This is a genomic window from Oerskovia rustica, from assembly GCF_014836555.1.
GTDB lineage: Bacteria > Actinomycetota > Actinomycetes > Actinomycetales > Cellulomonadaceae > Oerskovia > Oerskovia rustica.
In genome coordinates, this window is sequence record NZ_JACSQQ010000004.1 from 4,102 (window position 1) to 28,949 (window position 24,848).

Annotated in this window: 24 protein-coding genes and 1 tRNA gene; 17 read left to right on the forward strand and 8 right to left on the reverse strand. The window is 69.8% G+C overall.

All coding sequences use genetic code 11. The annotated features are described in order from the left end of the window. The 5 genes from H9652_RS03005 to H9652_RS03025 all read left to right on the forward strand — a co-directional run. The coding region (locus H9652_RS03005) for a VaFE repeat-containing surface-anchored protein (protein WP_191794646.1) at positions 1–686 on the forward strand (686 nt) is incomplete at its 5' end. A 144-nt stretch (positions 687–830) separates the two neighbouring features. Continuing rightward, a complete protein-coding gene (locus tag H9652_RS03010; RefSeq protein WP_191794936.1) occupies positions 831–1,070 on the forward strand; it encodes a BldC family transcriptional regulator in 240 nt (79 codons plus the stop codon). 463 nt (positions 1,071–1,533) lie between these two features. After that, positions 1,534–2,859, forward strand: a complete 1,326-nt coding sequence (locus tag H9652_RS03015; protein WP_191794648.1) for a DUF1254 domain-containing protein — start codon at positions 1,534–1,536, stop codon at positions 2,857–2,859. Positions 2,860–3,121: 262 nt separating this feature from the next. After that, positions 3,122–3,481 carry a hypothetical protein gene (locus H9652_RS03020; protein ID WP_191794650.1) on the forward strand — a complete coding sequence of 120 codons (360 nt, stop codon included), beginning with the start codon at positions 3,122–3,124 and terminating at the stop codon, positions 3,479–3,481. Between the two features lie 362 nt (positions 3,482–3,843). Then, the gene (locus H9652_RS03025) at positions 3,844–4,410 is read left to right on the forward strand and encodes a recombinase family protein (RefSeq protein WP_191794652.1); all 567 of its coding nucleotides are present in this window, start codon (positions 3,844–3,846) and stop codon (positions 4,408–4,410) included. A 4-nt stretch (positions 4,411–4,414) separates the two neighbouring features. Here the strand turns inward: H9652_RS03025 and H9652_RS03030 are convergent, their stop codons facing one another. Further along, a complete protein-coding gene (locus H9652_RS03030) occupies positions 4,415–5,251 on the reverse strand; it encodes a hypothetical protein (RefSeq protein ID WP_191794653.1) in 837 nt (278 codons plus the stop codon). Positions 5,252–5,802: 551 nt separating this feature from the next. On the opposite strand from H9652_RS03030, the gene H9652_RS03035 reads away from it, so the two are divergent. The 3 genes from H9652_RS03035 to H9652_RS03045 all read left to right on the forward strand — a co-directional run bounded on the left by H9652_RS03035 (position 5,803) and on the right by H9652_RS03045 (position 8,818). Beyond that, complete coding sequence (locus H9652_RS03035) at positions 5,803–6,087, forward strand: mechanosensitive ion channel protein MscS (RefSeq protein ID WP_191794655.1); 285 nt, start codon at positions 5,803–5,805, stop codon at positions 6,085–6,087. A gap of 137 nt (positions 6,088–6,224) precedes the next feature. Next, positions 6,225–7,199 carry a site-specific integrase gene (locus tag H9652_RS03040; RefSeq protein WP_191794657.1) on the forward strand — a complete coding sequence of 325 codons (975 nt, stop codon included), beginning with the start codon at positions 6,225–6,227 and terminating at the stop codon, positions 7,197–7,199. Then, positions 7,196–8,818 carry a hypothetical protein gene (locus H9652_RS03045; protein ID WP_191794659.1) on the forward strand — a complete coding sequence of 541 codons (1,623 nt, stop codon included), beginning with the start codon at positions 7,196–7,198 and terminating at the stop codon, positions 8,816–8,818. Before H9652_RS03040 ends, H9652_RS03045 begins: the two co-directional genes overlap by 4 nt. 244 nt (positions 8,819–9,062) lie before the next feature. Here the strand turns inward: H9652_RS03045 and H9652_RS03050 are convergent. Then, positions 9,063–9,145: transfer RNA gene (locus H9652_RS03050), tRNA-Leu, on the reverse strand. 292 nt (positions 9,146–9,437) lie between these two features. On the opposite strand from H9652_RS03050, the gene H9652_RS03055 reads away from it, so the two are divergent. The 7 genes from H9652_RS03055 to pknB are packed head-to-tail and all read left to right on the forward strand — an operon-like array spanning position 9,438 to position 18,968. Further along, positions 9,438–10,142 (forward strand): FhaA domain-containing protein, encoded by a 705-nt coding sequence (locus tag H9652_RS03055; RefSeq protein ID WP_138826978.1) that lies wholly within the window; start codon positions 9,438–9,440, stop codon positions 10,140–10,142. Between the two features lie 10 nt (positions 10,143–10,152). Further along, a complete protein-coding gene (locus H9652_RS03060) occupies positions 10,153–10,680 on the forward strand; it encodes an FHA domain-containing protein FhaB/FipA (RefSeq protein ID WP_191794661.1) in 528 nt (175 codons plus the stop codon). Positions 10,681–10,688: 8 nt separating this feature from the next. Further along, positions 10,689–12,116, forward strand: coding sequence for a PP2C family protein-serine/threonine phosphatase (locus H9652_RS03065; protein WP_191794663.1), 1,428 nt, complete (start codon positions 10,689–10,691; stop codon positions 12,114–12,116). Further along, positions 12,116–13,723 carry an FtsW/RodA/SpoVE family cell cycle protein gene (locus H9652_RS03070; protein WP_191794665.1) on the forward strand — a complete coding sequence of 536 codons (1,608 nt, stop codon included), beginning with the start codon at positions 12,116–12,118 and terminating at the stop codon, positions 13,721–13,723. The genes H9652_RS03065 and H9652_RS03070 overlap by 1 nt, the downstream gene beginning before the upstream one ends. Further along, positions 13,720–15,183, forward strand: a complete 1,464-nt coding sequence (locus H9652_RS03075) for a peptidoglycan D,D-transpeptidase FtsI family protein (protein ID WP_191794667.1) — start codon at positions 13,720–13,722, stop codon at positions 15,181–15,183. The genes H9652_RS03070 and H9652_RS03075 overlap by 4 nt, the downstream gene beginning before the upstream one ends. Beyond that, positions 15,180–16,904: a serine/threonine-protein kinase gene (locus tag H9652_RS03080; RefSeq protein ID WP_191794670.1), complete on the forward strand. Its 1,725-nt coding sequence runs from the start codon at positions 15,180–15,182 to the stop codon at positions 16,902–16,904. The genes H9652_RS03075 and H9652_RS03080 overlap by 4 nt, the downstream gene beginning before the upstream one ends. Then, on the forward strand, positions 16,905–18,968 hold the full coding sequence (gene pknB, locus H9652_RS03085) for a Stk1 family PASTA domain-containing Ser/Thr kinase (protein ID WP_191794672.1): 2,064 nt from the start codon (positions 16,905–16,907) through the stop codon (positions 18,966–18,968). A 159-nt stretch (positions 18,969–19,127) separates the two neighbouring features. Here the strand turns inward: pknB and H9652_RS03090 are convergent, their stop codons facing one another. From H9652_RS03090 to H9652_RS03105, 4 genes are read right to left on the reverse strand one after another with little or no spacing between them, the layout of a single operon-like run. After that, entirely contained in the window at positions 19,128–19,775 is a 648-nt protein-coding gene (locus H9652_RS03090) for an aminodeoxychorismate/anthranilate synthase component II (protein ID WP_191794674.1), read from the reverse strand. A 3-nt stretch (positions 19,776–19,778) separates the two neighbouring features. Continuing rightward, positions 19,779–19,949, reverse strand: coding sequence for a hypothetical protein (locus H9652_RS03095; protein ID WP_157283436.1), 171 nt, complete (start codon positions 19,947–19,949; stop codon positions 19,779–19,781). Then, positions 19,946–20,827, reverse strand: a complete 882-nt coding sequence (locus tag H9652_RS03100; protein WP_191794676.1) for a class E sortase — start codon at positions 20,825–20,827, stop codon at positions 19,946–19,948. Before H9652_RS03100 ends, H9652_RS03095 begins: the two co-directional genes overlap by 4 nt. Continuing rightward, positions 20,824–21,660, reverse strand: coding sequence for a DUF881 domain-containing protein (locus H9652_RS03105; RefSeq protein WP_225227656.1), 837 nt, complete (start codon positions 21,658–21,660; stop codon positions 20,824–20,826). The genes H9652_RS03100 and H9652_RS03105 overlap by 4 nt, the downstream gene beginning before the upstream one ends. Before the next feature lie 175 nt (positions 21,661–21,835). Here H9652_RS03105 and H9652_RS03110 point away from each other — a divergent pair, with 175 nt between their 5' ends. Further along, on the forward strand, positions 21,836–22,090 hold the full coding sequence (locus H9652_RS03110; protein WP_138826987.1) for a cell division protein CrgA: 255 nt from the start codon (positions 21,836–21,838) through the stop codon (positions 22,088–22,090). 178 nt (positions 22,091–22,268) lie between these two features. On the opposite strand, the gene H9652_RS03115 is transcribed toward H9652_RS03110, so the two are convergent. Together H9652_RS03115 and H9652_RS03120 are read right to left on the reverse strand one after the other, a co-directional pair. Further along, the gene (locus H9652_RS03115) at positions 22,269–22,913 is read right to left on the reverse strand and encodes a rhomboid family intramembrane serine protease (protein ID WP_318243961.1); all 645 of its coding nucleotides are present in this window, start codon (positions 22,911–22,913) and stop codon (positions 22,269–22,271) included. A 239-nt stretch (positions 22,914–23,152) separates the two neighbouring features. After that, the gene (locus tag H9652_RS03120) at positions 23,153–23,692 is read right to left on the reverse strand and encodes a peptidylprolyl isomerase (protein WP_138826988.1); all 540 of its coding nucleotides are present in this window, start codon (positions 23,690–23,692) and stop codon (positions 23,153–23,155) included. 149 nt (positions 23,693–23,841) lie between these two features. Between H9652_RS03120 and H9652_RS03125 the strand changes: the two genes are divergently transcribed. Next, a complete protein-coding gene (locus H9652_RS03125) occupies positions 23,842–24,816 on the forward strand; it encodes a hypothetical protein (RefSeq protein ID WP_191794678.1) in 975 nt (324 codons plus the stop codon). The last annotated feature ends 32 nt before the right edge of the window (positions 24,817–24,848 follow it).

The window sequence follows — 24,848 nt, forward strand, 5'->3', positions numbered from 1 at the left end:
CCACGGTCAAGATCGCCGAACACACCGACATCAACTCCGAACCCCAGACCGTCCACATCGACACACCCCCCGCACCGCCCACCCCCACCGTCGCGACCACCGCCCTCGACAAGGCGGACGGTGACCACACCCTGCCCGCAGACGGCGGCACCATCACCGACACCGTGACCTACACCGGCCTGACCCCCGGCACGAAGTACACGCTGAACGGCGAGCTCATGAACAAGGCCACCGGCAAGAGCACCGGCATCACCGCCACCGCCACGTTCACCCCCACCACCGCCGACGGCACCACCACCCTCGACTTCACCGTCCCGGCCGGCCACAGCGGCACAGACCTCGTCGTCTTCGAGACCATCCTCAACGCCACGGTCAAGATCGCCGAACACACCGACATCAACTCCGAACCCCAGACCGTCCACATCGACACACCCCCCGCACCGACACCGACCCCGACGCCCACCCCGACCGCCCCACCGACCACGCCGCCGACCCCGGCTGCGGTTCCGACGCCCGGGCCGAGCCCGGCTCAGAAGCCGACGCCGACGCCGAAGGCGGTACCCGCGTCACCGTCGAGGCTCTCGAACACGGGCGTGAGCGTCGCGTTCGCCGCCCTGAGCGGCATCGTCCTGGTGGGAGGTGGGACGGCTCTCCTGGCGGTTCGGCGCCGCCGGAACGAGCACTGACCACCACGACCCGACAGCATCATGGCCGACCACACCGAGGTGTGGCCGGCCATGATGCGCCTGGGGCAATCCCGGCCCCACGATCCGATGCGCGACCGATCCGATCCGCGCTTTCTCGAACGACTGCGAACCTTTGGAGCACCGATGAACCTCGACCGTGCCAGCTCGCCATTCCTCACTCCCGGTGAGGTCGCGGCGATCTTCCGCGTGGACGCTCGCACCGTAGCGAGATGGGCCGACTCGGGCCTTCTCACTTCGATCAGAACTCCCGGCGGTCAACGCCGCTATCCACGCACAGAGATCATCCGGCTTGCATCCGAGAATGGGGACGCTCCGGAGAATCCCTACGCCAGCACCTTCCGCGCCGCTCCAACCCCGCCGTGACCGACAACATCGCGCTCGAGCAGGTCAAACGGCTCCACAACGTGCTCCGCCGACGCCGACGAGCGTACGGGTCGATCGCGTAGGAGCTCTACGTGTCGACAGACCCCCTTGAACCAACCCCAGGGATCGGAGTAGACGACGTCCCGGGAGGAGTCTGGTTTACGAACGCTGGTGTGCTACCCGAGGCCCGAACCGGCAAGATCGACGGTAGGAGCGGGCAAGGCCCCGCGTAATCACTACCGTCTGCACAAAGACGGCGGACTGGTGGCTATGGCATCAATGATGCAGTGGGTATCCCAGACAGTGGACCTGGGGTTTGGTACCGAGATTGCTGGTCGGGACCTGTGGTGTCACGTATAGGACCGCCCTCGTCGCCGTTCGCAGTGATCGCCGCGCCGCAGTCGTGTAAGGAGCCTAGGCTCGACGCGGGTGCGGATGTGCCGGGCCCTACGGAGGAGGGGTCATGGCGGAGGCTCGGTTGGTGGACGCGGCGGCGAAGGCGTTTCTGTATGGCTTTCCGCTGGTCTTCGACTTGGCGCAGGTCGAGAGGTACGCGACGACCGGGATCGGGTCGGTACCGGGGGCGCCGTTCAACACGTTCGGTCACGCACGCGAGCTCGCCGGGCCGGCAGACACGTTCGTGTCGATCAACAACGACACTGTGTACTCGATCGCGCAGATCGACCTGGGCAACGGACCAGTCGTCCTGTCCGTCCCGGACACCGGCGGGCGCTACTACGTCCTGCAGTTCGTCGACGCCTGGACGAACAACTTTGCCTACGTCGGCAAGCGTGCGACGGGCACCGGAGCAGGCACGTTCCTCCTGGTGCCGCCTGGCTGGGACGAGCCGACCGAGGGGACCTCGACCGTGATCCAGTTTCCCACGCGGATCGCGTCGATCGTCGGCCGCTGGGCCGTCGACGGCCCCGACGACCTGCCAGCGGTGCACGCGCTCCAGGACGCCATGACGCTCACGCCGGTCAACCGCTCGCTCGTCCCACCCGAGGGGCTGCCCGAGGTGACGTCCACGGGTGACGACGCGCTGGACTTCTGGGAGCGGTATCGGGTGTGGTCCCGGGCCTTCGCACCTGCACCGCGCGACGCCGGGCTGCAGGCATCGTTCGAGTCGCTGGGCCTGACGGGTGCGACCCCGGTCTCCACGCTGGACGCCGACGTCCGGGCCGCGCTCGTGGAAGGTAAGGCCCAGGGCGAGGCTGCGCTGGAGGAGATCTTGCACTCGGGGAACAGCCCTCGCGTCAACGGCTGGCAGGTGACGCTGCATGTCTTCGACTACAACCTCGACTTCTTCGAGGTCGGCACGCTGGACGAGCCCGGGTGGAAGCTGACCGACCCCGAAGTGCGCATCGCGGAGCGCGCGGCGGCCGCGCTCGGCGGTCTGTGGGGCAACCACGGCTATGAAGCGGCATACGTCATGACCTACGTCGACGCCGACGGGCAGCAACTCGACGGCACGAACACCTACACGCTGCGCCTGTCCCCGACCCCTCCGATCGACGCGTTCTGGTCGCTCACCATGTACGACGTGCCGAACTTCTTCCTCGTCGACAACCCCATCGACCGGTACTCGATCGGCGACCGCACGCCGGGCCTGGTCACCGATCGTGACGGCGCGGTCACAATCGTCATGAGCCACGACCGGCCGACCGACGGGACGAACTGGCTCCCGGCGCCCACCGGACCGTTCCGTCCGCTCCTGCGCATGTACGCCCCGGGCCCTGAGGTGCTCGACGGGAGCTACCAGGTGCCGGCCGTGCATCGAACCGCCTGAGGGTAGCCCGGCAGGGTGCACAGGTCTATCCAGTGGAGTCCTTGTCACCCGATGGGGCTCGCTCGGACCGTGCCACCCCCGGCGAACGCGACTACCCCTCTGGGAGGCTAGGGGGAGAACGAGTGCCTGCTTCGTCGTCCTGGGCCATTGCTCGTAGACCAATCACGGGTGGCGCGCCGCGACCATGAGCGCTGTTCACGCTCGACGACGCACAAGCAGCCGTCACCGTGGGCACCGCACAGCTCGACCAAGGCTTCTTCCCATGGCGGGAGCCACGTCCCACATCGTTTTGCCGTATTCCTGCGGCGCGGTCTTCGACGTGGCGCTGGTCGTTCACATCACCGCAGGGGACACCGCTGTGCCCGCCGGACTCTTGGCGATGCTCACGCGCGAGGGCTGGGCGTGGCACATCGGGGCGGGGCGCGTCTTCCTCGGCGGGACCATCGCCCTCTTCGGATCGATGCTTGCCATGGTGGTGATCCGCCGGCCGGCCACGATCCACCTTGCCGCGCTGGGGAGCATCGCGTTGGCCGCCGCGCTGCTCGGTTGGCACAACCCCCGCGGCGCGGCGGCAGTGAAGGTGCGCACGCATGGATGGGCTTGGCGTACATCACGATGCTAACCGCGTTCTAGGTCGACAACGGACCGCATCTGCCCTTGTGGGAACGACTTCCGGCCTGGTCATTCTGGTTGCTGCCAACAGCAATCAGGGCGCCACTCACGATCTGGGCAATCCGGCGCCACCGCCCTCACCCATCGACCGATCGACCGATCTGAAGACCTCCACTGTTCATTGACCACGGGCCGTCGGCTGCCCCGCTCCTGCCGGGAGCTTCCAAGGTTCTTCGATGTCGCAGAACCGACCGTTATTCAGGCCCCTCCTCCCGCCGCCGCGACACGCCGTCAGGTCATGTCGCAGAACTAGTGTCCGAAAACCCTTGGCGTCGCAGAACGCGGCCCGGGGGTTTTCGCTACCGTCAGCCCATGGCTCACACCTACGGCTACGCCCGCGTCTCCACGACCGCGCAGAACCTCGACGCCCAGATAGACGCCCTCACCGGACCGGGCGGCATCGACGAGCGCGACGTCGTCGTGGAGAAGGCCTCCGGCACCCGAGAGGACCGCCCCGAGCTCGCACGGCTGCTCGCTGGCCTGCGCGAAGGCGACGCCCTCGTCGTCACCAAGCTCGACCGCCTCGGCCGCTCCGCCGCCCACGTCGCCCGCCTGGTTCGCGACCTCGACGAGCGCGCCGTCACCCTGCGATCACTCTCCGAGACCCTCGACACCTCGAGCGCGGCCGGACGCCTCATGGTCCACGTGCTCGCGGCCGTCGCACAGATGGAAGCCGACCTCGCCCGCGAACGCACCCTCGACGGCCTCGCCGCCGCCCGAGCGCGCGGCCGCGTCGGCGGCCGCCCCACCGTCATGACTCCCGACCGCATCGACGCCGCCCGCGTCGCCCTCGCCGGCGGCCAGTCCCGCGCCGCCGTCGCCCGTGCGCTCGGCGTCTCCCGAGACACCCTCTACCGACACCTCGCCGCGCTCGGATGAGGGCCTACACGGCGTCGCCAGGCGCTGGAAGCTCGATCCCCTTGAGGCGGTCGAGCCAATACGACCGACGTTCGCGTTCGACATAGAGGGACGGTCGGGGCGGCTGAGGCCGGTCAGGTGAAGGTGTTGCGGTGACCAGCCTGTATCGACCAGGCTCTCTCTCGTCCGACTCGTAGATCGGGGCGGCGGGACCGAGAGCGAACATCCATTCCACACCGACCCCACTATCCAGATGGTCGGAGTAGACAACGGTGGGTAGCCGACCCTCGAAGTTCAGCCAACCCTCGCTATCTGCCTGTGCCCACTCTCCGATCCGCGCCCAGGTGAGGAACTGTCGACGAGCGCGGGCGCCTGGTTCGAGCGCTACGACGTCATCGAACACCCGCGGGCCTCCATCGGCCGGCGTGTAGTCGATCCGGAGTTCGACGAGCTTCTGGCTGCCGTTGTGGAAGTGGATCTCACCTTGTACGCCAAGCGCCTTCCCCGCGTCGGAAGGGAGCGACCATGACTCATCTTCACCACACGGCGTCCAGGACCCAGACTGCAGATTGGAGGAGGTCACCGGTGGCCAGTACACGTCCCGCGCTGCGAGCACCGAGATAGCTGGTAGCGCCGCATCGATCCGAGCTCGCTGGGCCTCGGAGACGAGCATCCTGCTGTGGCTCTCTTCTCGCCGCGCGACATCGAGGGCGTTGTTCGCAGTCTCGAGACCAGCTGCAGCTGCTTCGGCGGCCTTCTGTGAAGCCCCCGCGCTCTTTCGCGTCTCCCATGACTGCCAAGCGACGAGCACCGCGGCGACGCACGCGGCAGTTGCAGCAACAACACTGGTTCCGTCGGGCATGTCCCGAAGGTAGTCGTTGCCAATTCTCCCTGGCGGGTGAAACCGAACGTCCAGGCCCGAGGTATTACCTCTGTCGGCTCGCGAACGGCCGACTGCGCGCCGACCCGACACGACGCGCCAGCCGCCCACAGGGATACCGCGGGTGACCTCACTGCCGCGGCCGAGAAGGTCCAACGAGCCTCGCGCAGCCCGCCCCGCAGTGATCGTCGCCTCCACGGACACGATGCCGCTCGACGAGGTACCGCCCCATCTCGGCTATCTCGTGGACGCGGCCGCGTGACGATAAGGCGGTCTTTGACCTGCTCGTACTTGCACACAGCCTTGGTTTGCGGAACCTGCGAAAGTTGCCGTCAATCAGTTCCTCGAAAGTACCGACGCGCCGCGTGTCTAGCACCGGCTGCTCAAAAGTCCCCGCTACCTTGGAAGTGGTTGCCCGTACCTAGTGCGGGGGCCCGCCACATCGTCTGGGCGATCTGCCACGTGGCGCTTGAAGACCACCAACCCTCTCTGACGGACTGACCATCCGACGTGATCGGGTCTACGGACCCGAAATGACGTCGGATGTGTGCGATCTCGATCGGGAGGTGGAACAGGTGGACGAGCGTCATGAGGGCCGGATCGTCATCCGACCCGCACGTACCGGTAGACCTGCGTCCCACGAGCGCGCCTACAAGCCGGAAGAGCTGGTGCGTCTCGACGCACGCATCCCCGCCACCATCGCCCAGCGCCTGTACGACACTGCCCACGAGTCCGGGCTTCCCGTGACCGTGGTGCTCGCCAACGTCCTCTCCCGCGCCCTCGACAACGGCAACGGCAACGGCACCTCTATGGACTGATCGGGATCGGCGCAGGGCGCCGAACGCGCGAAAACGGGCCCAGGAGTTCCAGCTCCTGAACCCGATCGCCACGCCACTACAGCGGACTCTTACTGCCGTTGTCAGAAACACCCGCAAGGCCAATTGGGGGTACGTCCATGTCTTCAGCACCTTCAGAGTGCTCTTCTGGAACTGAGTCCGTCAACCGCCACGCCGAAGAACTCGCCCACGCCACCAACGTCGTGCGCGGGTACTCACCGAACGCGATCCGCCCCGAGCACTGGGAACCGGTCGCCCAATTCACTCGTCAGGTCGGTCTCGACCTGGAACCCGTCGACCGGCGTCGGGCGACCGAAACCATGCGCACCTTGTCGCAGTTCGTCGTCTGGGCGCATCGCCAGGGGATGCCGCTGGATCGGGAGTCGATCTTCACTCCGGACATGGTCGAGCGCTACATCGCGGTTGCGTGCGGACACCTAGCCGAGTCATCGCGGGCCACCCGACGCTCCGATCTGCGTCGCTTCTCCGCGGCCGTGACGCGTAAGGCGCCGTGGCCCCCGCGAGCTCAGCGTCTGCGCGGGGACTATGCGATCGTCCCCTACACGCCGGCGGAGGTCGCTCGTCTGCTGGAGGTCGCCGCACATCAACGCACGGCGCTGCAGCGACGCCGCTTGAGCGCTCTCCTTGCCATCGGACTCGGGACCGGCGCCTACCCGCGCGAGGCACGGTCGGCCACGACCGGTGACCTCGTCGCACGACAGGGGCGCCTGTGCCTGAGGATCCCTGGTGATCGAGCTCGCCTCGTCCCTGTGAGCCCGCCCCACGATGTCACTCTCGATCGGATCCGCGTCGAGGATCCCGGTTCGTCGATCCTCGGGTTCGTGGCCAAGGGATGGGACCGCGCACCCCTCGGGCATCTGCTCGAGGACATCGACCTTCCGCCGGACTGCCCTGACCTCAAGGCCCATCGGCTGCGCGCTACCTGGCTGCTGCAGCACCTGAAGCACCGGGTCCACCTCAACGGTCTCGCCCAGATGGCCGGTGTCACGTCCTGGAAGACGTTCGGTCACCTCATGACCTACCTGCCACCGATCGACGAAGCGGACCTGTTCGAGGAGATCACCCGCCGATGAGCCTCGCACTGGCGACAGCCCAGCGTCCTTCACCGGAGGCCAGCACCGTCCGTGCGCACCAGATCCCGCTCACCGTCAATCAGCGACTTCGTCGCGCCTACGCCTACGCGCACTCACTCGAAGCACTCCGACTGGTCGCCGCAGCTCACCGGACCAAGGGCCGCAGACGTCTCTACCCCGTCGAAGCAGTCCTCGCGGCGATCGTCTTCCACGGCCTGACGGCACCCGAGCGGCTTCTCCTCACCGACGTCGCCGCCGAATTGAAGATCCTGACAAAGTCACAGCGACTCAAACTGGGCTTCCCGATCGACCGCACTGTCCGGTACGCCCGCCTCTACAGCGGATACCGAGCCCTCCTCCGAGAGATCGAGTCCGGCACCTGCTCCGTGCACAACCACGAGGTAGAAGCCGACCCGCGCACAGGCGACGTGTGGCCCTGTCCGCCCACCTGCTACTACATCGCGGCGAACCTGGACGAGTTCGCTGTGCGGATGATCTTGACCAGCATCCCCGCCACCGTCCCGATTCCCACGACGGTCGCCATCGACAGCACCAACTTCGAAAGCCATGCGCGCCCAGGACACCGTTCGATCGACGAAGACGGCGACACCTACTGGTCCGCGGACCACGACGCCGCATGGGGATATCGCACCTCGACCGACCGGCGCCCCACGTCCCGGTTCCATGGGTACTCGACCCACGCGATAACCGGCTGCCCATCGGTCGGGGGAGAACCGATACCCCAGCTGGCCCTCGGGATCGCCGTGCGCCCCGGGTCCCGCGGCTCTGCCGCCGCAGCGCTGAGCCTCCTGGACGCCTTCCACGCCACACGGCACCGGGCCGACGAGGTCCTCCTGGACCGCGGCTACACGACCGCCAGCGCGGAGAACCTCGCCCACCCGCTGCGCAACCGGAGCATCCGCCTCGTCATGGACCTCCACATCTCCCAGCGAGGCACCCGCCTTGGACCGAGAGCAAGAACGATCTGGCAGGACGGCCACCTCTACTCCAGCGCGCTCCCACAGGCCCTCCGCGACCTCGAGCCACCCAACCCCACCGACACAGCCGCCGACAAGGCGCTCATCCACGAACAGTTCGACGCCCGCGAGCCCTACCGCCTCGTCCCGCACAACCGCCACAACGACACCCGAGGAACCCAACGCCTCAAAGGCCCCGCTCTCGCCGGGCACGTACGCTGCCCGAACACCCCCGCCACCATGCGCCTGGGCCCAGCAGTACCGACGACCAACTGCACCAGGGGCGTGCCGTGCGGCTGCGGCGTCACGCTGACAGTCCCCGACACCCTGCGGGCGCGCGACCGACAGCACCTACCCTGGCGGTCGACCACCTGGGCCCTGTCCTTCGCACGACGAAGCCTGATCGAAGGCCTCTTCGGCAACATCCGCTACAACACCACCAGCATGAACCGCGGCTACCTACGCGTCTTCGGCCACACCGCCACCACGTTCATGCTCACCCTGGCGTTCGCCGGCTACAACATGCGCCACCTGCACCACTGGTACATCGAACGCGGACTCCCAGACCCCTGGCAGATCGAGCTCGACGAGAAACCCCACCGCCACGAGCCCGACTGGATCTACCGCACCCGCGGCCCCTGACCCCGCCAAGCCTCTAGACCGCGACCACGTCACCAGCCGCCAGACCTCGACCGCATCAACGCGCCCAAGAACGCCCGTGCGTGAGCAATACCGGGGCAACAGCTCCCTCCGAGCGGCAACACCACGCTCGAACCTCCCGGCCACAGCCACCGAGGACCCCCTGAAACGACGAATCTCCCGCCCGGATGATTCCGGACAGGAGATTCGTTACCAACTGCGCTGTTCCAAGGAAACAGCCCTCACGTGCGCGAGGGGGGACTTGAACCCCCACGCCCTTTCGGACACTAGCACCTGAAGCTAGCGCGTCTGCCATTCCGCCACTCGCGCGTGCCGCAGAAGATTATCACGAGAGCCGACCCAGACCTGCATCGGTCGTCGGGCCACCTCCAAGAGGTCTTCCACAGGCGCCTCACCTGAGCCGGAGCCCGGTGCTGCACCAGAGAGAACAGTACCCCGCTCCGGCGACCGCCTCACGCCCGCGGCACCCGATCTCCCCCTGATCTCCCCGTCCACTTCAGCCGATCACCGGCTCGGCGAGGCCCCGGGTCGTTACGATCTAGGTAGTCTGCCCGGGGACCGTGTACCCGGTCGAAGCAACGTCGATGAGGGAGGAGGTGGCATGGGAGTCCTGGATCGTTTCGAGAAGGGCGTCGAACGCGTCGTCAACAACGCCTTCAAGGTCGGGCGCAGCGAGGTCAAGCCCGTCGAGCTGGCGAGCGCACTGCGTCGTGAGGTCGACGACCGGGCCGCGGTCGTGGACCGCGACCGGACGGTCGTGCCCAACCAGTTCACCATCGAGCTGTCGCCGGACGACTACGCGCAGGTCGAGGGCTGGGGGGCGGAGTCGCTCGCCGACGAGCTCGCTGCCAACGTGACGGAGCACGCGGCGTCGCAGCACTACGCGTTCGTCGGCCCCGTGAGCGTGTCGTTCGAGCAGGAGGACTCCCTGGACACCGGGCGCTTCCAGCTCCGGTCCGCGAGCGTGCGGGGGAACGTCGCGCCGGCGACGAGCTCGGCGCCCAGCGCCCGTCACCCTCTGGTCGACATCGACGGGCAGCGGTACCTGCTCACCGGGCCCGTGACGGTCATCGGGCGTGGGTCCGAGGCCGACATCGTGGTCGACGACCCGGGCGTCTCCCGTCGCCATCTCGAGATCCGGGTCACGCCGGACGGTGTGATCGCGACGGACCTCGGCTCGACCAACGGTCTCTTCGTCGAGGGCCACCAGGTCCCGGCCGCTACCCTGCTCGACGGGAACAGCCTGACCATCGGGCGGACCCGCATCATGTTCTGGACGGGTGCGCCCGACAACGAGGATTGGTGATCCCCTCCGCATGACCGAGCTGACGTTCACCCTGCTGCGGCTGGGATTCCTGGTCCTCCTGTGGGTGTTCGTGTTCGCCGCGATCGGTGTGCTGCGACGCGACCTGTACGGCACCAAGATCACGGCGCGCAAGGGCCGGGGCACCCAGGAGACGCACCCTGCCACGGGTGCCACCCCGTCGCGCGGTTCCGCACCGTCGCGCGGAGCTGCTCCGTCGGCTCCCACGCCCGCGGCCCCTGCGCCGACCGGGCCGACACGGCTCGTCGTGACCGCCGGCCCGCTGCGCGGCACCACCGTCCCGCTCTCGGCCTCCTCGATCCTGCTGGGGCGTGCTCCCAGCTGCACACTCGTCCTCGACGACGACTACTCGTCGTCCCGGCACGCCCGGATCTTCCCCCAGGGCGGGACCTGGTACGTGGAGGACCTCGGCTCGACGAACGGCACGTACATCAACGATCGACGCATCACCGGTATCGAAGCCCTGCCACCGGGTGTGGGCGTGCGGGTCGGTCAGAGCATCGTCGAGCTGCAGCGGTAGCGCCCGGCATGAACATCGCGCTGAAGTACGCCGCCCTCTCCGACGTGGGCCTGGTCCGGTCGAACAACCAGGACTCGGGCTACGCGGGTCCGCACCTCGTCGTCGTGGCCGACGGGATGGGTGGGCACGCCGGCGGCGACGTCGCGTCGTCCCTCGCCGTGGCAGCCCTCGCCCCGCTCGACGGCGAGTCGCACGGGCCGGACGAGGCTCTCGGCCTCCTGGAGTCGTCGATCGACAACGCCCGTCTCGACCTGGTCGAGCGCAGCGAGCAGACGCCCGAGCTCGCGGGCATGGGCACCACCGTGACGGCCCTCCTGCGCAGCGGCAACACGCTCGCGATGGCGCACCTCGGTGACTCGCGCGCCTACCTGCTGCGCGACGGCGTCCTGAACCAGGTCACGACCGACCACACGTTCGTCCAGCACCTGGTCGACACCGGCCGCATCACCCCGGAGGAGGCCGAGTACCACCCGCAGCGCAACGTCGTGATGCGGGTCCTCGGCGACTTCGACGTCGACCTGACGCCCGACATGTCGGTCCGCGAGGCCCGCCCGGGTGACCGCTGGATGCTCTGCTCGGACGGCCTCTCGGGATTCGTGAGCCTCGAGACGCTCGAGCAGACCCTGATCTCGGTCAAGGACACCGACGAGTGCGCCGAGCGCCTCCTGCACCTCGCGCTGCGCGCGGGCAGCACGGACAACGTCACGGTCGTCGTCGTCGACGTCGTCGACCTGGACACCCTTCCCGACGGCGCCGGGCCCTCGACGGCGCCGGTCGTCGTCGGCTCCGCGGCGATCGACCGCGACCGCCCGACGTCCGCCCAGGACGGTCCGGCCGCGCGGGCGGCCTCGCTCGTCGCCACGGCGAGCGCCGCCCAGCAGCAGGCCGCCGCGGACGAGGAGTCCACCGACACCTCCCCGGCGCCCGCCGACGGCACGGAAGGCACCGTGGTCGTGGCCGGCGACGACTCTGACGTGCGGCCCGCCAAGCGCACCAGACGATGGATCGCCCCGGTGGTCACCGTCGTCGTGCTGGCCGTGATCGGTGCCGGCGCCCTGTACGGGTACCGCTGGACCCAGGACCAGTACTACGTCGGCGTCTCCGACGGCCAGGTCGCGGTGTTCCGCGGCGTCCCGACGAGCGCAGGTCCGCTCACGCTGTCGACCCCGGTCGAGCTCACGGGGGACAAGGTCGACGACCTGCCGCCGTACGTCGTCGACCGCCTCCAGGAGACGATCAGCGCGACGTCCCTCGACGACGCGCGCGAACGCGCGACCCGCCTGGTGGCCGACGCCCAGACCGACACCGAGACCGAGACCACGGAACAGCCCGCGTCCCCCGCGGACGCCGAGACGGTCCCGCCCGTCGACCCGGTCGCACCGGCCGATCCCGCCGTCCCGCCCGCGGACACCACGGTTCCCCCGGCGGCGCCCTGATGGCCACGGTCGAGCCGCACACCGCAGCCTCCACGAAGCGCCCGTCGCGCCGGGCGGAGGCGGGCCTGCTCGTGCTCGCCCTCGCTCTCGGCATCGGCTCGTACGCCTCGGTCGGGTTCGGGCTCATGGACCAGCTCCCGGACAACTTCCTCCTGCACAGCCTGGTCCTGGTGGTGCTCGCCGTGGGCGCGCACGTGGTCCTGCGGATCAAGGCGCCCTACGCCGACCAGGTGATCCTGCCCGTCACGGTCGCGCTCAACGGCATCGGCCTCGCGATGATCGGTCGCATCGCCATCGGTGGCTCGATCGTGGGTTCTCCGTCGGACCTCGCCACGAAGCAGCTGATGTGGACCGTGCTCGGCGTCGTCGCGGCGTGCGGCGTCGTCTGGCTGCTCAGGGACCACCGGACCCTGCGCAAGTACTCGTACACGGCGATGATCGTCGGTCTGGTGCTCGTCGTCCTGCCGTTGCTCCCGGTCATCGGCCGGAACATCAACGGCGCCCGCATCTGGGTCAACATCGCGGGCATGTCGCTCCAGCCCGCCGAGTTCGCGAAGATCGCCTTCGCGATCTTCTTCGCCGGCTACCTCGTGACCAACCGGGACACGCTCGCGCTCGCCGGCCCCAAGGTCCTCGGGCTCCAGCTGCCGCGCCTGCGCGACCTCGGCCCGCTCGTCATCGTGTGGGCCGCCTCGCTCGCGGTCCTCATCTTCGAGCGGGACCTGGGTACCTCGCTCCTGTTCTTCGGGCTCTTCGTCGCCATGCTGTACATCGCGACCGAGCGGTTCAGCTGGGTCGCGATCGGCCTGAGCATGTTCGCCGTGGGTGCCGTCGTCGCCGCGTCGGCGTTCCCCCACGTCCAGGCACGCGTCGACGTGTGGCTCAACCCGCTGGCCCCGGAGATCTTCGGCCGTGACCCGGGGGGCTCGGGCCAGCTCGTGGGCGGGATGTTCGGGCTCGCGAACGGCGGGCTGACCGGCACCGGCTGGGGCCAGGGCTATCCGCGTCTCGTGCCGTACGCCTACTCGGACTTCATCTACACGTCGCTCGGCGAGGAGCTCGGGCTCGCGGGTCTGCTCGCGATCCTCGTCATGTACCTCGTGCTCGTCGAGCGCGGCCTGCGGACCGCGATCGGCGTGCGTGACGGGTTCGGCAAGCTCCTCGCGGGCGGCCTCGCGTTCGTCATGGCGTGGCAGCTCTTCGTCGTGATCGGCGGGATCACCCGCATCATCCCGCTCACGGGCCTGACCATGCCGTTCGTCGCGCAGGGCGGTTCGTCGCTGCTCGCGAACTGGCTCGTGGTCGGCCTGCTGCTCCGGATCTCCGACAACGCCCGCCGTCCGTCGTCCCTGCCGGTGCGCGGCCAGGTCGCCCCGTCGCAGACGGCGACCGGTCCGAGCACGGGCCCTCAGCCCGTCGCGGTGGGCGCGGGCTCCCAGGAGGCCGTCGAGGCGGGCGAGGCGAGCGCCGCCGTCGGGCCTTCGCGTGGCGCCCCCTCCCAGGACCTGCCCACGCAGGTCGTGCGCACCGACCGCCCCCAGGACGGTGGCGACCCGATGACCGGGGCGACCGAGATCATCGACGACACCGAGCGGAAGAACCTGTGAACGTCCCCCTGCGCCGCGTGGCGACCGTCGTGCTCGTCATGTTCCTGGCGCTCATGGTCTCGACCACCTACATCCAGTTCGTCCAGGCGGACTCGCTCAACAACGACCCGCGCAACAAGCGACAGGTGTACCGCGAGTACGGGAACTTCCGCGGGCCCATCGTCGTCGCGGGGGAGTCGGTCGCGCTCTCGACCCCGGTCGACGACCCGTACGGCTACCAGCGTTCCTACACCAACGGGCCCGTGTTCGGGCACGTCACCGGGTTCTTCTCGATCGTCAACGGCACGTCAGCGATCGAGCGCAGCGAGAACGCGTTCCTCAACGGCCAGGCGAGCACGCTGTGGATCGACCGGCTCCAGGGCATGATCACCGGCCAGAAGCCCCAGGGTGCGTCCGTCGAGCTCACGATCGACCCCGCGGCCCAGCAGGCCGCGTACGACGCGCTGGGCGAGCAGCGTGGCGCGGTCGTCGCGATCGAGCCGTCGACCGGGAAGATCCTCGCGATGGTCTCCAAGCCGTCGTACGACCCGAACGTCCTCGCGAACCACGACACCAAGGCGGCGAGCGAGGCCTACACGTCCCTCATCAACGCCGACGGCGACCCGCTCGTCAACCGGGCCATCGCGGGCAACACGTACCCGCCCGGCTCGACGTTCAAGGTCGTGACCTCTGCGGCGGCACTCGAGTCCGGGCAGTACACGCCGGACACAGTGATCCCCGCCCCGGACGAGTACCAGTACCCGAACTCGACGCGGACGCTCCTGAACTTCGGCGGCACCCGCTGCTCGCCGACGGGCGAGCAGACGCTCGCGGACGCCCTGCGGATCTCGTGCAACACGGCGTTCGCGGACCTCGGCGTCACGCTCGGCGACGACGCGATGCGGGACCAGGCCGAGGCCTTCGGGTTCGACACGGACCTTTCCGTCCCTATGACGGTCACGCCGAGCCGTTTCCCGTCCGCGGAGGTCACCGAGGACGCTGCGGAGCTCGCGCGTGCCTCGATCGGCCAGGGCGAGGTCAAGGTCACGCCCCTGCAGATGGCCATGGTGTCGGCCGCGATCGCCAACGGCGGCAAGCAGATGACGCCCTACACCGTGCAGACGGTCCGGGGAGCAGACCTCGACGTGGTCGAGCAGACCGAGCCGTCGCTCCTGCGCACGTCGGTCTCCCCGACGGTCTCCCAGCAGCTCACGTCGATGATGGTCGGGGTCGTGGACAACGGCTCGGGCAAGCCCGCGCGCATCCCCGGAGTCCAGGTCGCCGGGAAGACCGGCACGGCCGAGAACGACCCGGAAAAGTCCCCGCACGCGTGGTTCACGGGCTTCGCCCCCGCCGACGCCCCGCAGGTCGCGGTCGCCGTGATCGTGGAGAACGGCGGCGACCGCGGCAACGAGGCGACCGGCGGTGCCGTGGCCGCCCCCATCGCGAAGGCAGTGATGGAGGCGGTGTTGAACAAGTGAGGCCCGTGGAAGGGCTCGCGCTGGGCGACCGCTACCGTCTCGTGCGCCGGATCGCGATCGGCGGCATGGGCGAGGTGTGGGTCGCGAACGACAGCGCGCTCGGGCGTGAGGTCGCGGTCAAGCTGCTCCGCGAGGAGTACGCGGGCAACGAGGACTTCCTGGAGCGCCTGCGCACCGAGGCGCGCAACAGCGCCGCGCTGTCGCACCCGAACATCGCCCAGATGTACGACTACGGCGAGCAGAACCAGTCGGGCTACCTGGTCATGGAGCTCGTCATGGGCGAGCCCATGGCCGACCTCCTGGAGCGCGAGCCCGTCCTCATGCCCTCCAAGCTCCTGCCCATCCTGGCGCAGACCGCTCGGGCGCTGCACGCCGCGCACGTCGCGGGCGTGGTGCACCGTGACGTGAAGCCCGGCAACATCCTGCTCGAGCCGCGCGGGGTCGTGAAGATCACCGACTTCGGGGTCTCCCTCGCCGCGAACCAGATCCCCATGACGGCGACGGGCATGGTCATGGGCACGGCCCAGTACCTGTCGCCCGAGCAGGCGATCGGCCAGGCCGCGACCGGCGCCTCCGACGTGTACGCGCTGGGGATCGTGGCGTACGAGTCGGTGGCCGGGAACAGGCCGTTCACGGGCTCGACCCCCGTGGACATCGCGGTCGCGCACGTCAACGAGAAGGTGCCGCCGCTGCCCGCGCACGTGCACCCGTCGCTCGCCTCGCTCATCTACGCGATGCTCGCGAAGGACCCCAAGGCGCGGCCCATGCCGGCGTCGGCGCTCGCACAGACGCTCGACGACCTCGTCGAGACCATCGCACGCGACCCGTGGGGGGCGACCGCTCGCGCAGGCGGCCCGTCACGGCGGTCTCGCCGGGCGCAGCCGGCCCGCCACGGCGCGGCGCCGCCGCCCAGCTCGCCGACGCCGCTCGAGATCCCCGAGGAGCTGCGGTCGCGCCCGCTGCCCATGATCTCGTCCCCGCGGTCGCAGGACTCCGCGCGGTCCGCCCAGTCCGGCTACTCCGCCCAGTCCGGCTACTCGGCCCAGTCGGGCTACTCGGGTCACTCGGCGCTCTCCGCACCGTCGGCGGCGTCCGCGCCGGTTTCCGCGGCGTCGGCCGCGCCCCCGAGCACTCCCGTCTTCGACGGCCAGGCGTTCCCGCCTCCACCGCCGCCTCCGCCCGCGCCTCCCGTCCCCGGCCCGGCCGAGCCGACCGCCCTCCCGTGGGAGCGCGCCTCGGCCTCCGTGGCGGCGGACCCGCCCACGGACGCACCGCGCTCGTACCCGCCGCGGCGGGAGATGCACGGTGGCGCGTCGGCCACGCGCCCGCGCCGCACGGAGTCAGGCCCGACGCCGTCGCGCGCCACCGTGCAGGGCGGCCCCGGCAGGGCGGCCCCCGCTGGGGTCACCCGCGCCGAGCGTCGGCGCGCGTCCCAGGACGCGCCGCCCGTCAGGACGTCGACCACGACCGGCCAGCGGATCGGTGGATTCGCCAAGGGGTTCTCGTGGCCGCTCCTCGCCCTCCTCGGGCTCCTGCTGGTCGTGCTCGTCGCGACCCTCGTGGGAGGCGGCGACGAACGCTCCGAGGGGGCCGGTTCCGCCCCGAACGTGACCAGATCGTTGCATTCGTCCCCGGACCTGACGTCCGACGATGGGATGATGCTCAGTACTGTGCCGGGCCCTTCTGGGTCCTCGGCCCCGACGACATCGAAGGACTCCTAAGTGGTGGACAACGCTCCCCGGGTACTTGCCGGCCGGTACGAGGTCGGTGAGCTCATCGGCCGAGGCGGTATGGCCGAGGTGCACATCGGCCACGACACCCGTCTCGGACGGACCGTGGCGATCAAGATCCTGCGCTCGGACCTCGCGCGCGACCCGTCGTTCCTGGCCCGGTTCCGCCGCGAGGCACAGGCCGCCGCGGCACTGAACCACCCTGCGATCGTCGCGGTCTACGACACGGGCGAGGACACCCACGTCGAGCCCGGCGGCGGGACGGCGCACGTGCCGTTCATCGTCATGGAGTACGTCGAGGGGCACACCGTCCGCGACATCCTCGGCGACGGGCAGGCCGTCCCGATCGACGAGGCGATCGAGATCACCGCGGGCGTGCTGTCGGCCCTCGAGTACTCGCACCACGCCGGCATCGTGCACCGCGACATCAAGCCCGCCAACGTGATGATCACCCCGACGGGTGCCGTCAAGGTCATGGACTTCGGCATCGCCCGTGCCGTCGCGGACTCCGCGGCGACCATGACGCAGACCCACGCCGTGATCGGCACCGCGCAGTATCTCTCTCCCGAGCAGGCCCGCGGTGAGACGGTCGACGCCCGCAGCGACCTGTACTCCACGGGCTGCCTGCTCTTCGAGCTCCTCACGGGACGCCCGCCGTTCATCGGCGACTCCCCGGTCGCCGTGGCGTACCAGCACGTGCGCGAGGCCCCCGCGAAGCCGAGCGACCTCGCGCCGGACGTCCCCGAGGTCCTCGACCGCATCACGCTCAAGGCGCTCGCCAAGGAGCGCACGGCCCGCTACAGCAGCGCCGCCGAGTTCCGCAACGATCTGGAGAACGCGGTCCGTGGCGGGCACATCACCGCGCCCGCGCTCGGGGTCGCAGCGGCTGCCGCCGCCGGAGCCGTTCTCGCGGCGACCCAGGTGCAGGGCCCCCTCGAGAACGCGACGCAGGTCATGAGCCCTGCCGTCGCGGGCCCACCCAACCCGTGGGAGACCACCGGGGTCCCCGCCGCCGTCCCCCCGGGCCAGCCCGGCGGGCCCCTCGCCGAGGGGGAGCCGCAGGACGAGGGTTCGGGCAAGAAGCGCGGCCTCATGTGGGCGCTCATCGCGGTGGGCGTGGTCGCGATCGCGGCGATCATCGCCATGATCCTGCTCAACCAGCAGCCGCCCGAGCCGAAGACGGTGACCGTCCCGACGTTCAGCGCGACCACGACCCCGGAGCAGGCCGAGCAGGCCCTCGACGCGGTGGGGCTGACGTTCCTGAAGGCGATCGACCAGGACTCGGATCTTCCCAAGGACGTCTTCGTCAGCTCGAACCCCCAGAGCGGCGAGTCCGTCAAGGAGGGCACCGAGGTCACGGTGTACTTCTCGGCGGGCCCGGACGCCGTGATCGTCCCGAGCGTCGCGGGCCTCTCCCAGGAGCAGGCCCGTGCCGAGATCGAGGGCGCCGGTCTCGCGGTCGACCCGACGATCGACCAGGAGGACAACGGCACCGTGAAGAAGGGGCTCGTCACCCGGACCGACCCGGCTGCCAACGCGAGCGCCCCGGCCGGTTCGTCGGTCAAGATCTTCATCTCGAGCGGCCTCGTCAACATCCCGGACCTGGTCGGTCTTCCTCAGGCCGACGCGGAGAAGGCTCTCGACGACATCGACCTCAGCTACGCGATCATCGAGGAGGAGAGCACCAAGACGGCCGGCACGGTCATCAAGCAGAACCCGGGCGCGGGCCCGGGCAAGCAGGGCCAGAAGGTCACGCTGACCATCGCCAAGGCCCCCGTGCCGACGGGTCCGGAGATGACGAACGTCCCGGACATGGAGGGCTTGACACGCGACGAGGCCGAAGAGGCACTCGGTGGCCGCCAGCTGAACCTGGGAAAGACCACCGACAAGGAGTCGGCCACCGTCCCCAAGGGGCAGGTCATCTCCTCCAACCCGCCGAAGGACACCGCGATCGCCGAGGGGACGACGGTCGACCTGGTGATCTCGAGCGGCCCGCCCGCCGGCGGCGGGGGCGGCGGGAACGGCGGCGGGGGCGGCGGGAACCCGACCCCGTGACGCTCCGTCGCGAGCCGTAGGACCGGCCACGCGCGAGGGCCCGGCACCAGATGGTGCCGGGCCCTCGCGCGTCCGGCGCAGGTTCGAGGCGAAGCGGCGGCCGACGGGCGGCGGCCGTCCAGCCCTGCGCGCCCTCGTTCTGGGTCCTCAGCGGCCCCGTCAGCGACGTACGAGTGGCGCGAGGCCCTCCGAGTGCTCTACCGCGTCCGACGCCCCGCACAGCGTGAGCCAGTTCGCGAGCAGACGGTGCCCACCCTCGGTCAGCACCGACTCGGGGTGGAACTGGACGCCGTGCAGCGGCAGGTCGCGGTGCTGGAGAGCCATGACGACCCCGCTCTCCGTCGCGGCGGTGACGACCAGCTCGGCAGGAACCGTCTCGGGGACGACCGCGAGCGAGTGGTAGCGCGTCGCGGTGAAGGGGGAGGGGAGGCCCGCCAGCACGCCCGTGTCCTCGTGCTCGACCAGGCTGGTCTTGCCGTGCATGAGCTCGGGTGCGTGCGTCACGGTCGCCCCGTAGACCTCGGCGAGAGCCTGATGGCCCAGGCACACCCCGAGCATCGGCGTGCGCGAGGCGGCGCAGGCCCGGATGACCTCCTCGCTCTGCCCTGCCTCGGCGGGGGTGCCGGGACCGGGCGAGACCAGGACGCCGTCGAACGCGCCGTCGTCGTCCCGGAACCGGCCGTCCGCGCCCACGGCGGGGACGGCGTCGTTGCGCACGACGACCGTGCGGGCACCCAGCTGGTTCAGGTACCCCACGATCGTGTAGACGAACGAGTCGTAGTTGTCCACGACGAGGATGCGGACCATCCCTTACCCACCTGTTCCTTCGACGGTCGTTTCGTTGAACGGCATGTACTCGGCGACGATCGGGAAGAGCCACTCGAAGCACACGAGCACCACGGCCGCCGCGAGGACGAGCAGCAGCAGCACCCGGAGCCACGCCGGACCTGGCAGCACACGCCAGAGCGCTCCGTACATCATCGTCCCCCGTTCGTCGGGCCGGTCACGGTGTCCACGGCGCGCACCCCGGCGAGACCCGCAGGAGCGGACCCGTCAGCGCCCTCGGCAGCCTCCGGGGGGGCCGCGACGAGCTCGTCGGGCACGTGGCCCACGAGGTCGGGCGGCAGTCCGTCGGCGACGGGCAGCCAGTAGTCGAGCTCGGCGTGCACGATGAACCGCTCCCGCAGGGAGTTCAGGCCGATCGGGTGGCACGTCGTGAGGGTCAGGAAGCGCTGCGTCGGTTCGACGCCCGGCTGGCCGGGGACGGGCGCGATGACCTCGACCTGGTTCGGCTGGACGACGAAGCCCTCGGTCACGCGGTACACGTACCAGGTGTCGTTCGAGCGGACCACGAGGGGGTCGCCGACCTCGAGCTCCTCGACCCGGTGGAAGGGTGCGCCGTACGTCATGCGGTGCGCCGCGAGCGAGAAGTTGCCGACGGCTCCGGGCATGGCCGTCTCGGGGTAGTGGCCCGCCATCGCCTTGTCGAGGATCGTGCGCTTGTCCGTCCCCTGTGCGAGGGGGATCACCGCGTCGTCCCACCGCGGGACGAAGAGCTGTCCGAACACGTCACCGACCGCGGGCTGCTCGGCGACCGGAGGCTCGTCGCGCCGGACCTCGACGGCCTCGTCCGCGGGAACCTCCCATCCCATGCTCTGCAGCACCTCGGCCTGCTCACGGGCTCCCTGGACGTCGGTCCACCAGAGCTGCCACACGACGAACAGACCGAGGAGGACGCCCACCGTGATGAGGAGCTCGCCGAGGACCCCGGCGACCGTCGAGGCGGCGCTGCGGCGCGCGCGGGGACGTCGGCGGCCGTCGGGGCGTACGTGGCGGACCGGTCCCGACGACGCCGTCACGCCTGGTCCTTCTCGCCGGGCACGCGCGCATACCGCAGGTCGGTGGCGCCCTCGAAGGCAGGGATGTCCAGCGAGGACGACTTCTCGACCTTCCACCCGAGCCCGTACGCGTCCACGTACTCCTGGTAGATGCCGATCGCGGGCGAACGGTCGAGCGAGGCCTGGAGCGCCGCGGTGTCCCCGACGGCCGAGACGACGTACGGCGGAGAGAAGACGCGGCCGTGCAGGTTGAGGACGTTGCCGACGCAGCGGAAGGCGGTGGTCGGGGTCACGCGCTGGCCCTGGAGGGTCATGGCCTCGGCACCGCCGGCCCAGAGGGCGTTGATGACGTCCTGCAGGTCCTGCTGGTGGACGACCAGGTCGTCGACGTTGGCGCTCCGGGACTGCTGGGTGGGCGGGGCGTCGTCGAGGGTCACGCTGAGGCCGGGTCCGGTGACGGGTACCGAGCCGGCCACGATGCCCGTGTTCACGACGACCTCGGGGGAGGTCAGCTCGGCGGGAGCGAGGTCCTGGGCCAGGGCCGTCACCTCGGCCTCGAGGTCGACGACCTGCCCGGTCATGCTCTCGACGCGGCGCTCCTCGTTCTGCACGAGGTCGGTCAGGTTCTGGGGGTGGCGACCGTCCTGGTTGCGAGCGAGCCTGGCGCTCGCCGTGAACATCAGTCCGGAGAGCGCGAGCACCAGGAGGACCGTGATGCTGGACCGGAAGCGCCGTCCACGAGAGACCGGGGGAGCGGCCGCCGGGGTCGTCTCGCCCGCGGCGGACGGCTCGGGGCCGTCGTCCCCCTGGTCGCCGCGGCGGGGCGCGTCGAGGCTCCGGTCGTCCTGGCTCATTACCTGGCTCACCTCCGGTCACCGTGCACACGGCCATTCTGTCCGCCCACTACGCTAGACGTCGAATGGCGTTGCCGTTCACGACGTCGCGCAACGCCGCTTCGTCCCACCCGACACAGCTCCTGCACAGCTCTCGTGCCAGGAACACGCATACCGAGGACAGGAGCCAGCTCTCGTGCCCGAGTCGAAGTCTCGCAAGAAGCCAGTCAAGGTGAAGGCCCCGCAGGTGAAGAAGCCTGACACGGGCAACCCCCGCTGGCTCGTCCCGACCATGCTCACCCTGATGCTGCTGGGCCTGGCGTGGATCGTCATCTTCTACCTGACCAGCAACGGCCTGGGGCTGCCGATCCCGGCGATCAACCAGTGGAACCTGGCGATCGGGTTCGCGCTCATCATCGCGGGCTTCGTCCTGACGACGCGCTGGAAGTAGCCGTCGTGGTCGTCCCTCGCCGCCGTGGGTGACGGTGCAGGGTGGGTCCGCAGTGCTGCGGACCCACCCTTGCTCGCTCGACGAATCCCCAGCCACCGAGGCTGTGGATAACTACACGGGTGTAGTTCCACAGGTGTGAGTAACTCTGTGGATAACTATTCGAGGTCGGATATTCGGGTCAGAACGCCACGTACCCCGGCGCCACCGACGAGTACTTGAGCACCGTGAGCGCCACCAGGGCGACCGCGACGAGCACGGTCACGCCCACGCTCCACACCGTGCGGCGCGCCTTGGGCGCGTAGGCGTACCCCGCCCCGAGGATCAGCCCGACGGCGAGCCCACCCAGGTGCGCCTGCCACGCGATGTTGGTGCCCGGGATGAAGCCGATCGCGACGTTGATCCCGATCAGGACGAGGATCTGGGTCGCGTTCCGGCCGAGGCGGCGCAGGACGAGCAGGATCGCTCCGAAGAGCCCGAAGACCGCGCCCGACGCGCCCACGACCGCCGTGTACCAGCTCTGCGTCGCCGGGTCGGCCAGGAGAAGGACCCCGACGGACCCTCCGAGCGCCGCGAGCACGTACAGCGCGACGAACCGCACCCGACCGAGCATCTGCTCGAGGAACGGCCCGGTGATCCACAGCGCGTACATGTTGAACAGGATGTGGAAGACACCCGTGGAGTGGAGGAACGCGGCGGTGAGGAAGCGGTAGGGCTCCACCTCGCCGATGAAGGGGGCGAAGGCCAGCTGCTGGGTCCACTCGCCGCCCGTCACGAGTTGGAGCAACCAGCTCCCGACGCACAGCGCGATGATCGTCAGCGTCACGACGGGGCGGCCCCCACGGACCGTGCCCCCCAGGACTGTCTGGGTGCGCGGAACAGTGCGTGCCTGCTCCCGCACACAGTCCACGCACTGCACCCCGACGGCGGCGGGCCGCTGGCACTCGGGGCAGGCCGGACGTCCGCAGCGCTGGCAGCGGACGTAGGAGACTCGGTCGGGGTGTCGGGGACACACCGGAGCCGGCTGGGCCGGCTCCGGTGTCCCGAAGGCGGGGACGGAGATGGTCAGTCCTCGATGGTGACCGAGCTGATGACGATGTCGTCGACCGGGCGGTCGCCCGGGCGAGTCCGCGTCGTGTTGATCGCGTCGACCACGGCACGCGACTCGTCGTCCGCGACCTCGCCGAAGATGGTGTGCTTGCCGTTGAGCCACGGCGTGGGGATCGTCGAGATGAAGAACTGCGATCCGTTGGTGCCCTCGACCTCGCCCGAGACCGGGTTGCGACGCGAGCCGGCGTTGGCCATGGCCAGCAGGTACGGGCGGTCGAACTGGAGCTCGGGGTGGATCTCGTCGTTGAAGGTGTAGCCAGGACCGCCGGTCCCGGTGCCCAGGGGGCAACCGCCCTGGATCATGAAGTCCTGGATCACGCGGTGGAAGATCAGCCCGTCGTAGAACGGCGCGTTGCTCTCGGCGCCCGTGCGGGGATCCGTCCAGGTCGTGGTGCCCTTCGCCAGACCGGTGAAGTTCGCCACCGTCTTGGGCGCGTGGTTCGGCAGGAGCTCGATGCGGATGTCACCAGCAGTGGTGTGGAGGGTTGCGAACATGACCTCATTCTCACACGAGGCCCTGTGGCTCCCGCCAGTCGCCCGACTGGTGTCGAACGCCTCGGCGCGCTTGTCTCGCGGGTCCCCTGGCACGGTGGCAGAGTGGAGTCCCAGCGAGCATCACCAGCACCGCGAACACAGGAGGCTCCATGTCCGACCGCACCCGCCGTTCCGCCCGAGTCGTGAACGACACGATCTCCTCGATCGACTCCGAGAAGATCAAGGATCAGGCAGCCGAGGTCGCCGCGCTCGTCGGCGACGCAGGAGCCAAGGCGCAGACGACAGCAGCCCAGCTCGCCGACCAGGCCAAGGAGTGGGGCCAGCCAAAGGTCGAGGCCTTCGTCGAGTGGCTCACCCCCCGCCTCGAGAAGGCGTGGCAGGACAGCCTGCAGGCGGCCGCCCCCCGCGTCGAGAAGGCTGCCGAGAAGGCCAGCCCGGCGATCGACACGGCCCACGACAAGCTGGTCGAGGAGGTCCTGCCCAAGATCGTCGCGAGCTTCAACGCCGCTGCGGCGGCAGCCGCCGAGGCCGCCTCCCGCAACGTCGAGGCCGCGGCCGCCGCGACCGTCGCGTCGGCAGCAGCTGCCGAGAAGCTGTCCCGGAGGGCGACGAAGAAGGCCGCCAAGGCCGCCAGGAAGGGGCTCGACACGTCGGCTGCCTCTGCCAAGAAGGCTGCCAAGGCCGCGCCTGCCAAGCTCACCGCCGCCGCGGAGAAGGCCGACCCCCAGAAGAAGAGCAAGGCGCTCTGGTGGGTCGTCGGAGGCGTCACGGCAGCGGGCGGCGCCTACGTCCTGTGGCGCCGGGCGCAGCCCACGACCGACCCCTGGGCCGAGCCCTGGGACCAGGTTCCGGCCTCGACCTTCGAGGATGCGCGCGCGGCCGTCAACAACGCCGCCGAGGCCGTCGGCGAGGCCGCCGGTGCCGCCGTCGCCAAGGGACGGGAGACGGGTGGGAAGGTCCAGGAGGCCGTCACCGACGCGGGGGAGAAGATCACCGGGAAGGTCCAGGAGGCCGTGAGCGACGCCAAGGAGGCGACGCGCAAGGCGACCACCCGGGCGAAGGACGCTGCGCCGTCGGGCGACGAGGGCGACGCGACGACCGACGGCAAGAAGCCGACCGTCTGAGTCCACACGCAGACGCAGAGAGCCCCCCCCGG

Bases quoted from the DNA above. Each gene is read 5' to 3' on its own strand.
- H9652_RS03010 (WP_191794936.1), top strand. From the start codon at position 831: ATGAACCTCGACCGTGCCAGCTCGCCATTCCTCACTCCCGGTGAGGTC.
- H9652_RS03015 (WP_191794648.1), top strand. From the start codon at position 1,534: ATGGCGGAGGCTCGGTTGGTGGACGCGGCGGCGAAGGCGTTTCTGTAT.
- H9652_RS03020 (WP_191794650.1), top strand. From the start codon at position 3,122: ATGGCGGGAGCCACGTCCCACATCGTTTTGCCGTATTCCTGCGGCGCG.
- H9652_RS03025 (WP_191794652.1), top strand. From the start codon at position 3,844: ATGGCTCACACCTACGGCTACGCCCGCGTCTCCACGACCGCGCAGAAC.
- H9652_RS03030 (WP_191794653.1), bottom strand. From the start codon at position 5,251: ATGCCCGACGGAACCAGTGTTGTTGCTGCAACTGCCGCGTGCGTCGCC.
- H9652_RS03035 (WP_191794655.1), top strand. From the start codon at position 5,803: ATGACGTCGGATGTGTGCGATCTCGATCGGGAGGTGGAACAGGTGGAC.
- H9652_RS03040 (WP_191794657.1), top strand. From the start codon at position 6,225: ATGTCTTCAGCACCTTCAGAGTGCTCTTCTGGAACTGAGTCCGTCAAC.
- H9652_RS03045 (WP_191794659.1), top strand. From the start codon at position 7,196: ATGAGCCTCGCACTGGCGACAGCCCAGCGTCCTTCACCGGAGGCCAGC.
- H9652_RS03055 (WP_138826978.1), top strand. From the start codon at position 9,438: ATGGGAGTCCTGGATCGTTTCGAGAAGGGCGTCGAACGCGTCGTCAAC.
- H9652_RS03060 (WP_191794661.1), top strand. From the start codon at position 10,153: ATGACCGAGCTGACGTTCACCCTGCTGCGGCTGGGATTCCTGGTCCTC.
- H9652_RS03065 (WP_191794663.1), top strand. From the start codon at position 10,689: ATGAACATCGCGCTGAAGTACGCCGCCCTCTCCGACGTGGGCCTGGTC.
- H9652_RS03070 (WP_191794665.1), top strand. From the start codon at position 12,116: ATGGCCACGGTCGAGCCGCACACCGCAGCCTCCACGAAGCGCCCGTCG.
- H9652_RS03090 (WP_191794674.1), bottom strand. From the start codon at position 19,775: ATGGTCCGCATCCTCGTCGTGGACAACTACGACTCGTTCGTCTACACG.
- H9652_RS03095 (WP_157283436.1), bottom strand. From the start codon at position 19,949: ATGATGTACGGAGCGCTCTGGCGTGTGCTGCCAGGTCCGGCGTGGCTC.
- H9652_RS03105 (WP_225227656.1), bottom strand. From the start codon at position 21,660: ATGAGCCAGGACGACCGGAGCCTCGACGCGCCCCGCCGCGGCGACCAG.
- H9652_RS03120 (WP_138826988.1), bottom strand. From the start codon at position 23,692: ATGTTCGCAACCCTCCACACCACTGCTGGTGACATCCGCATCGAGCTC.
- H9652_RS03125 (WP_191794678.1), top strand. From the start codon at position 23,842: ATGTCCGACCGCACCCGCCGTTCCGCCCGAGTCGTGAACGACACGATC.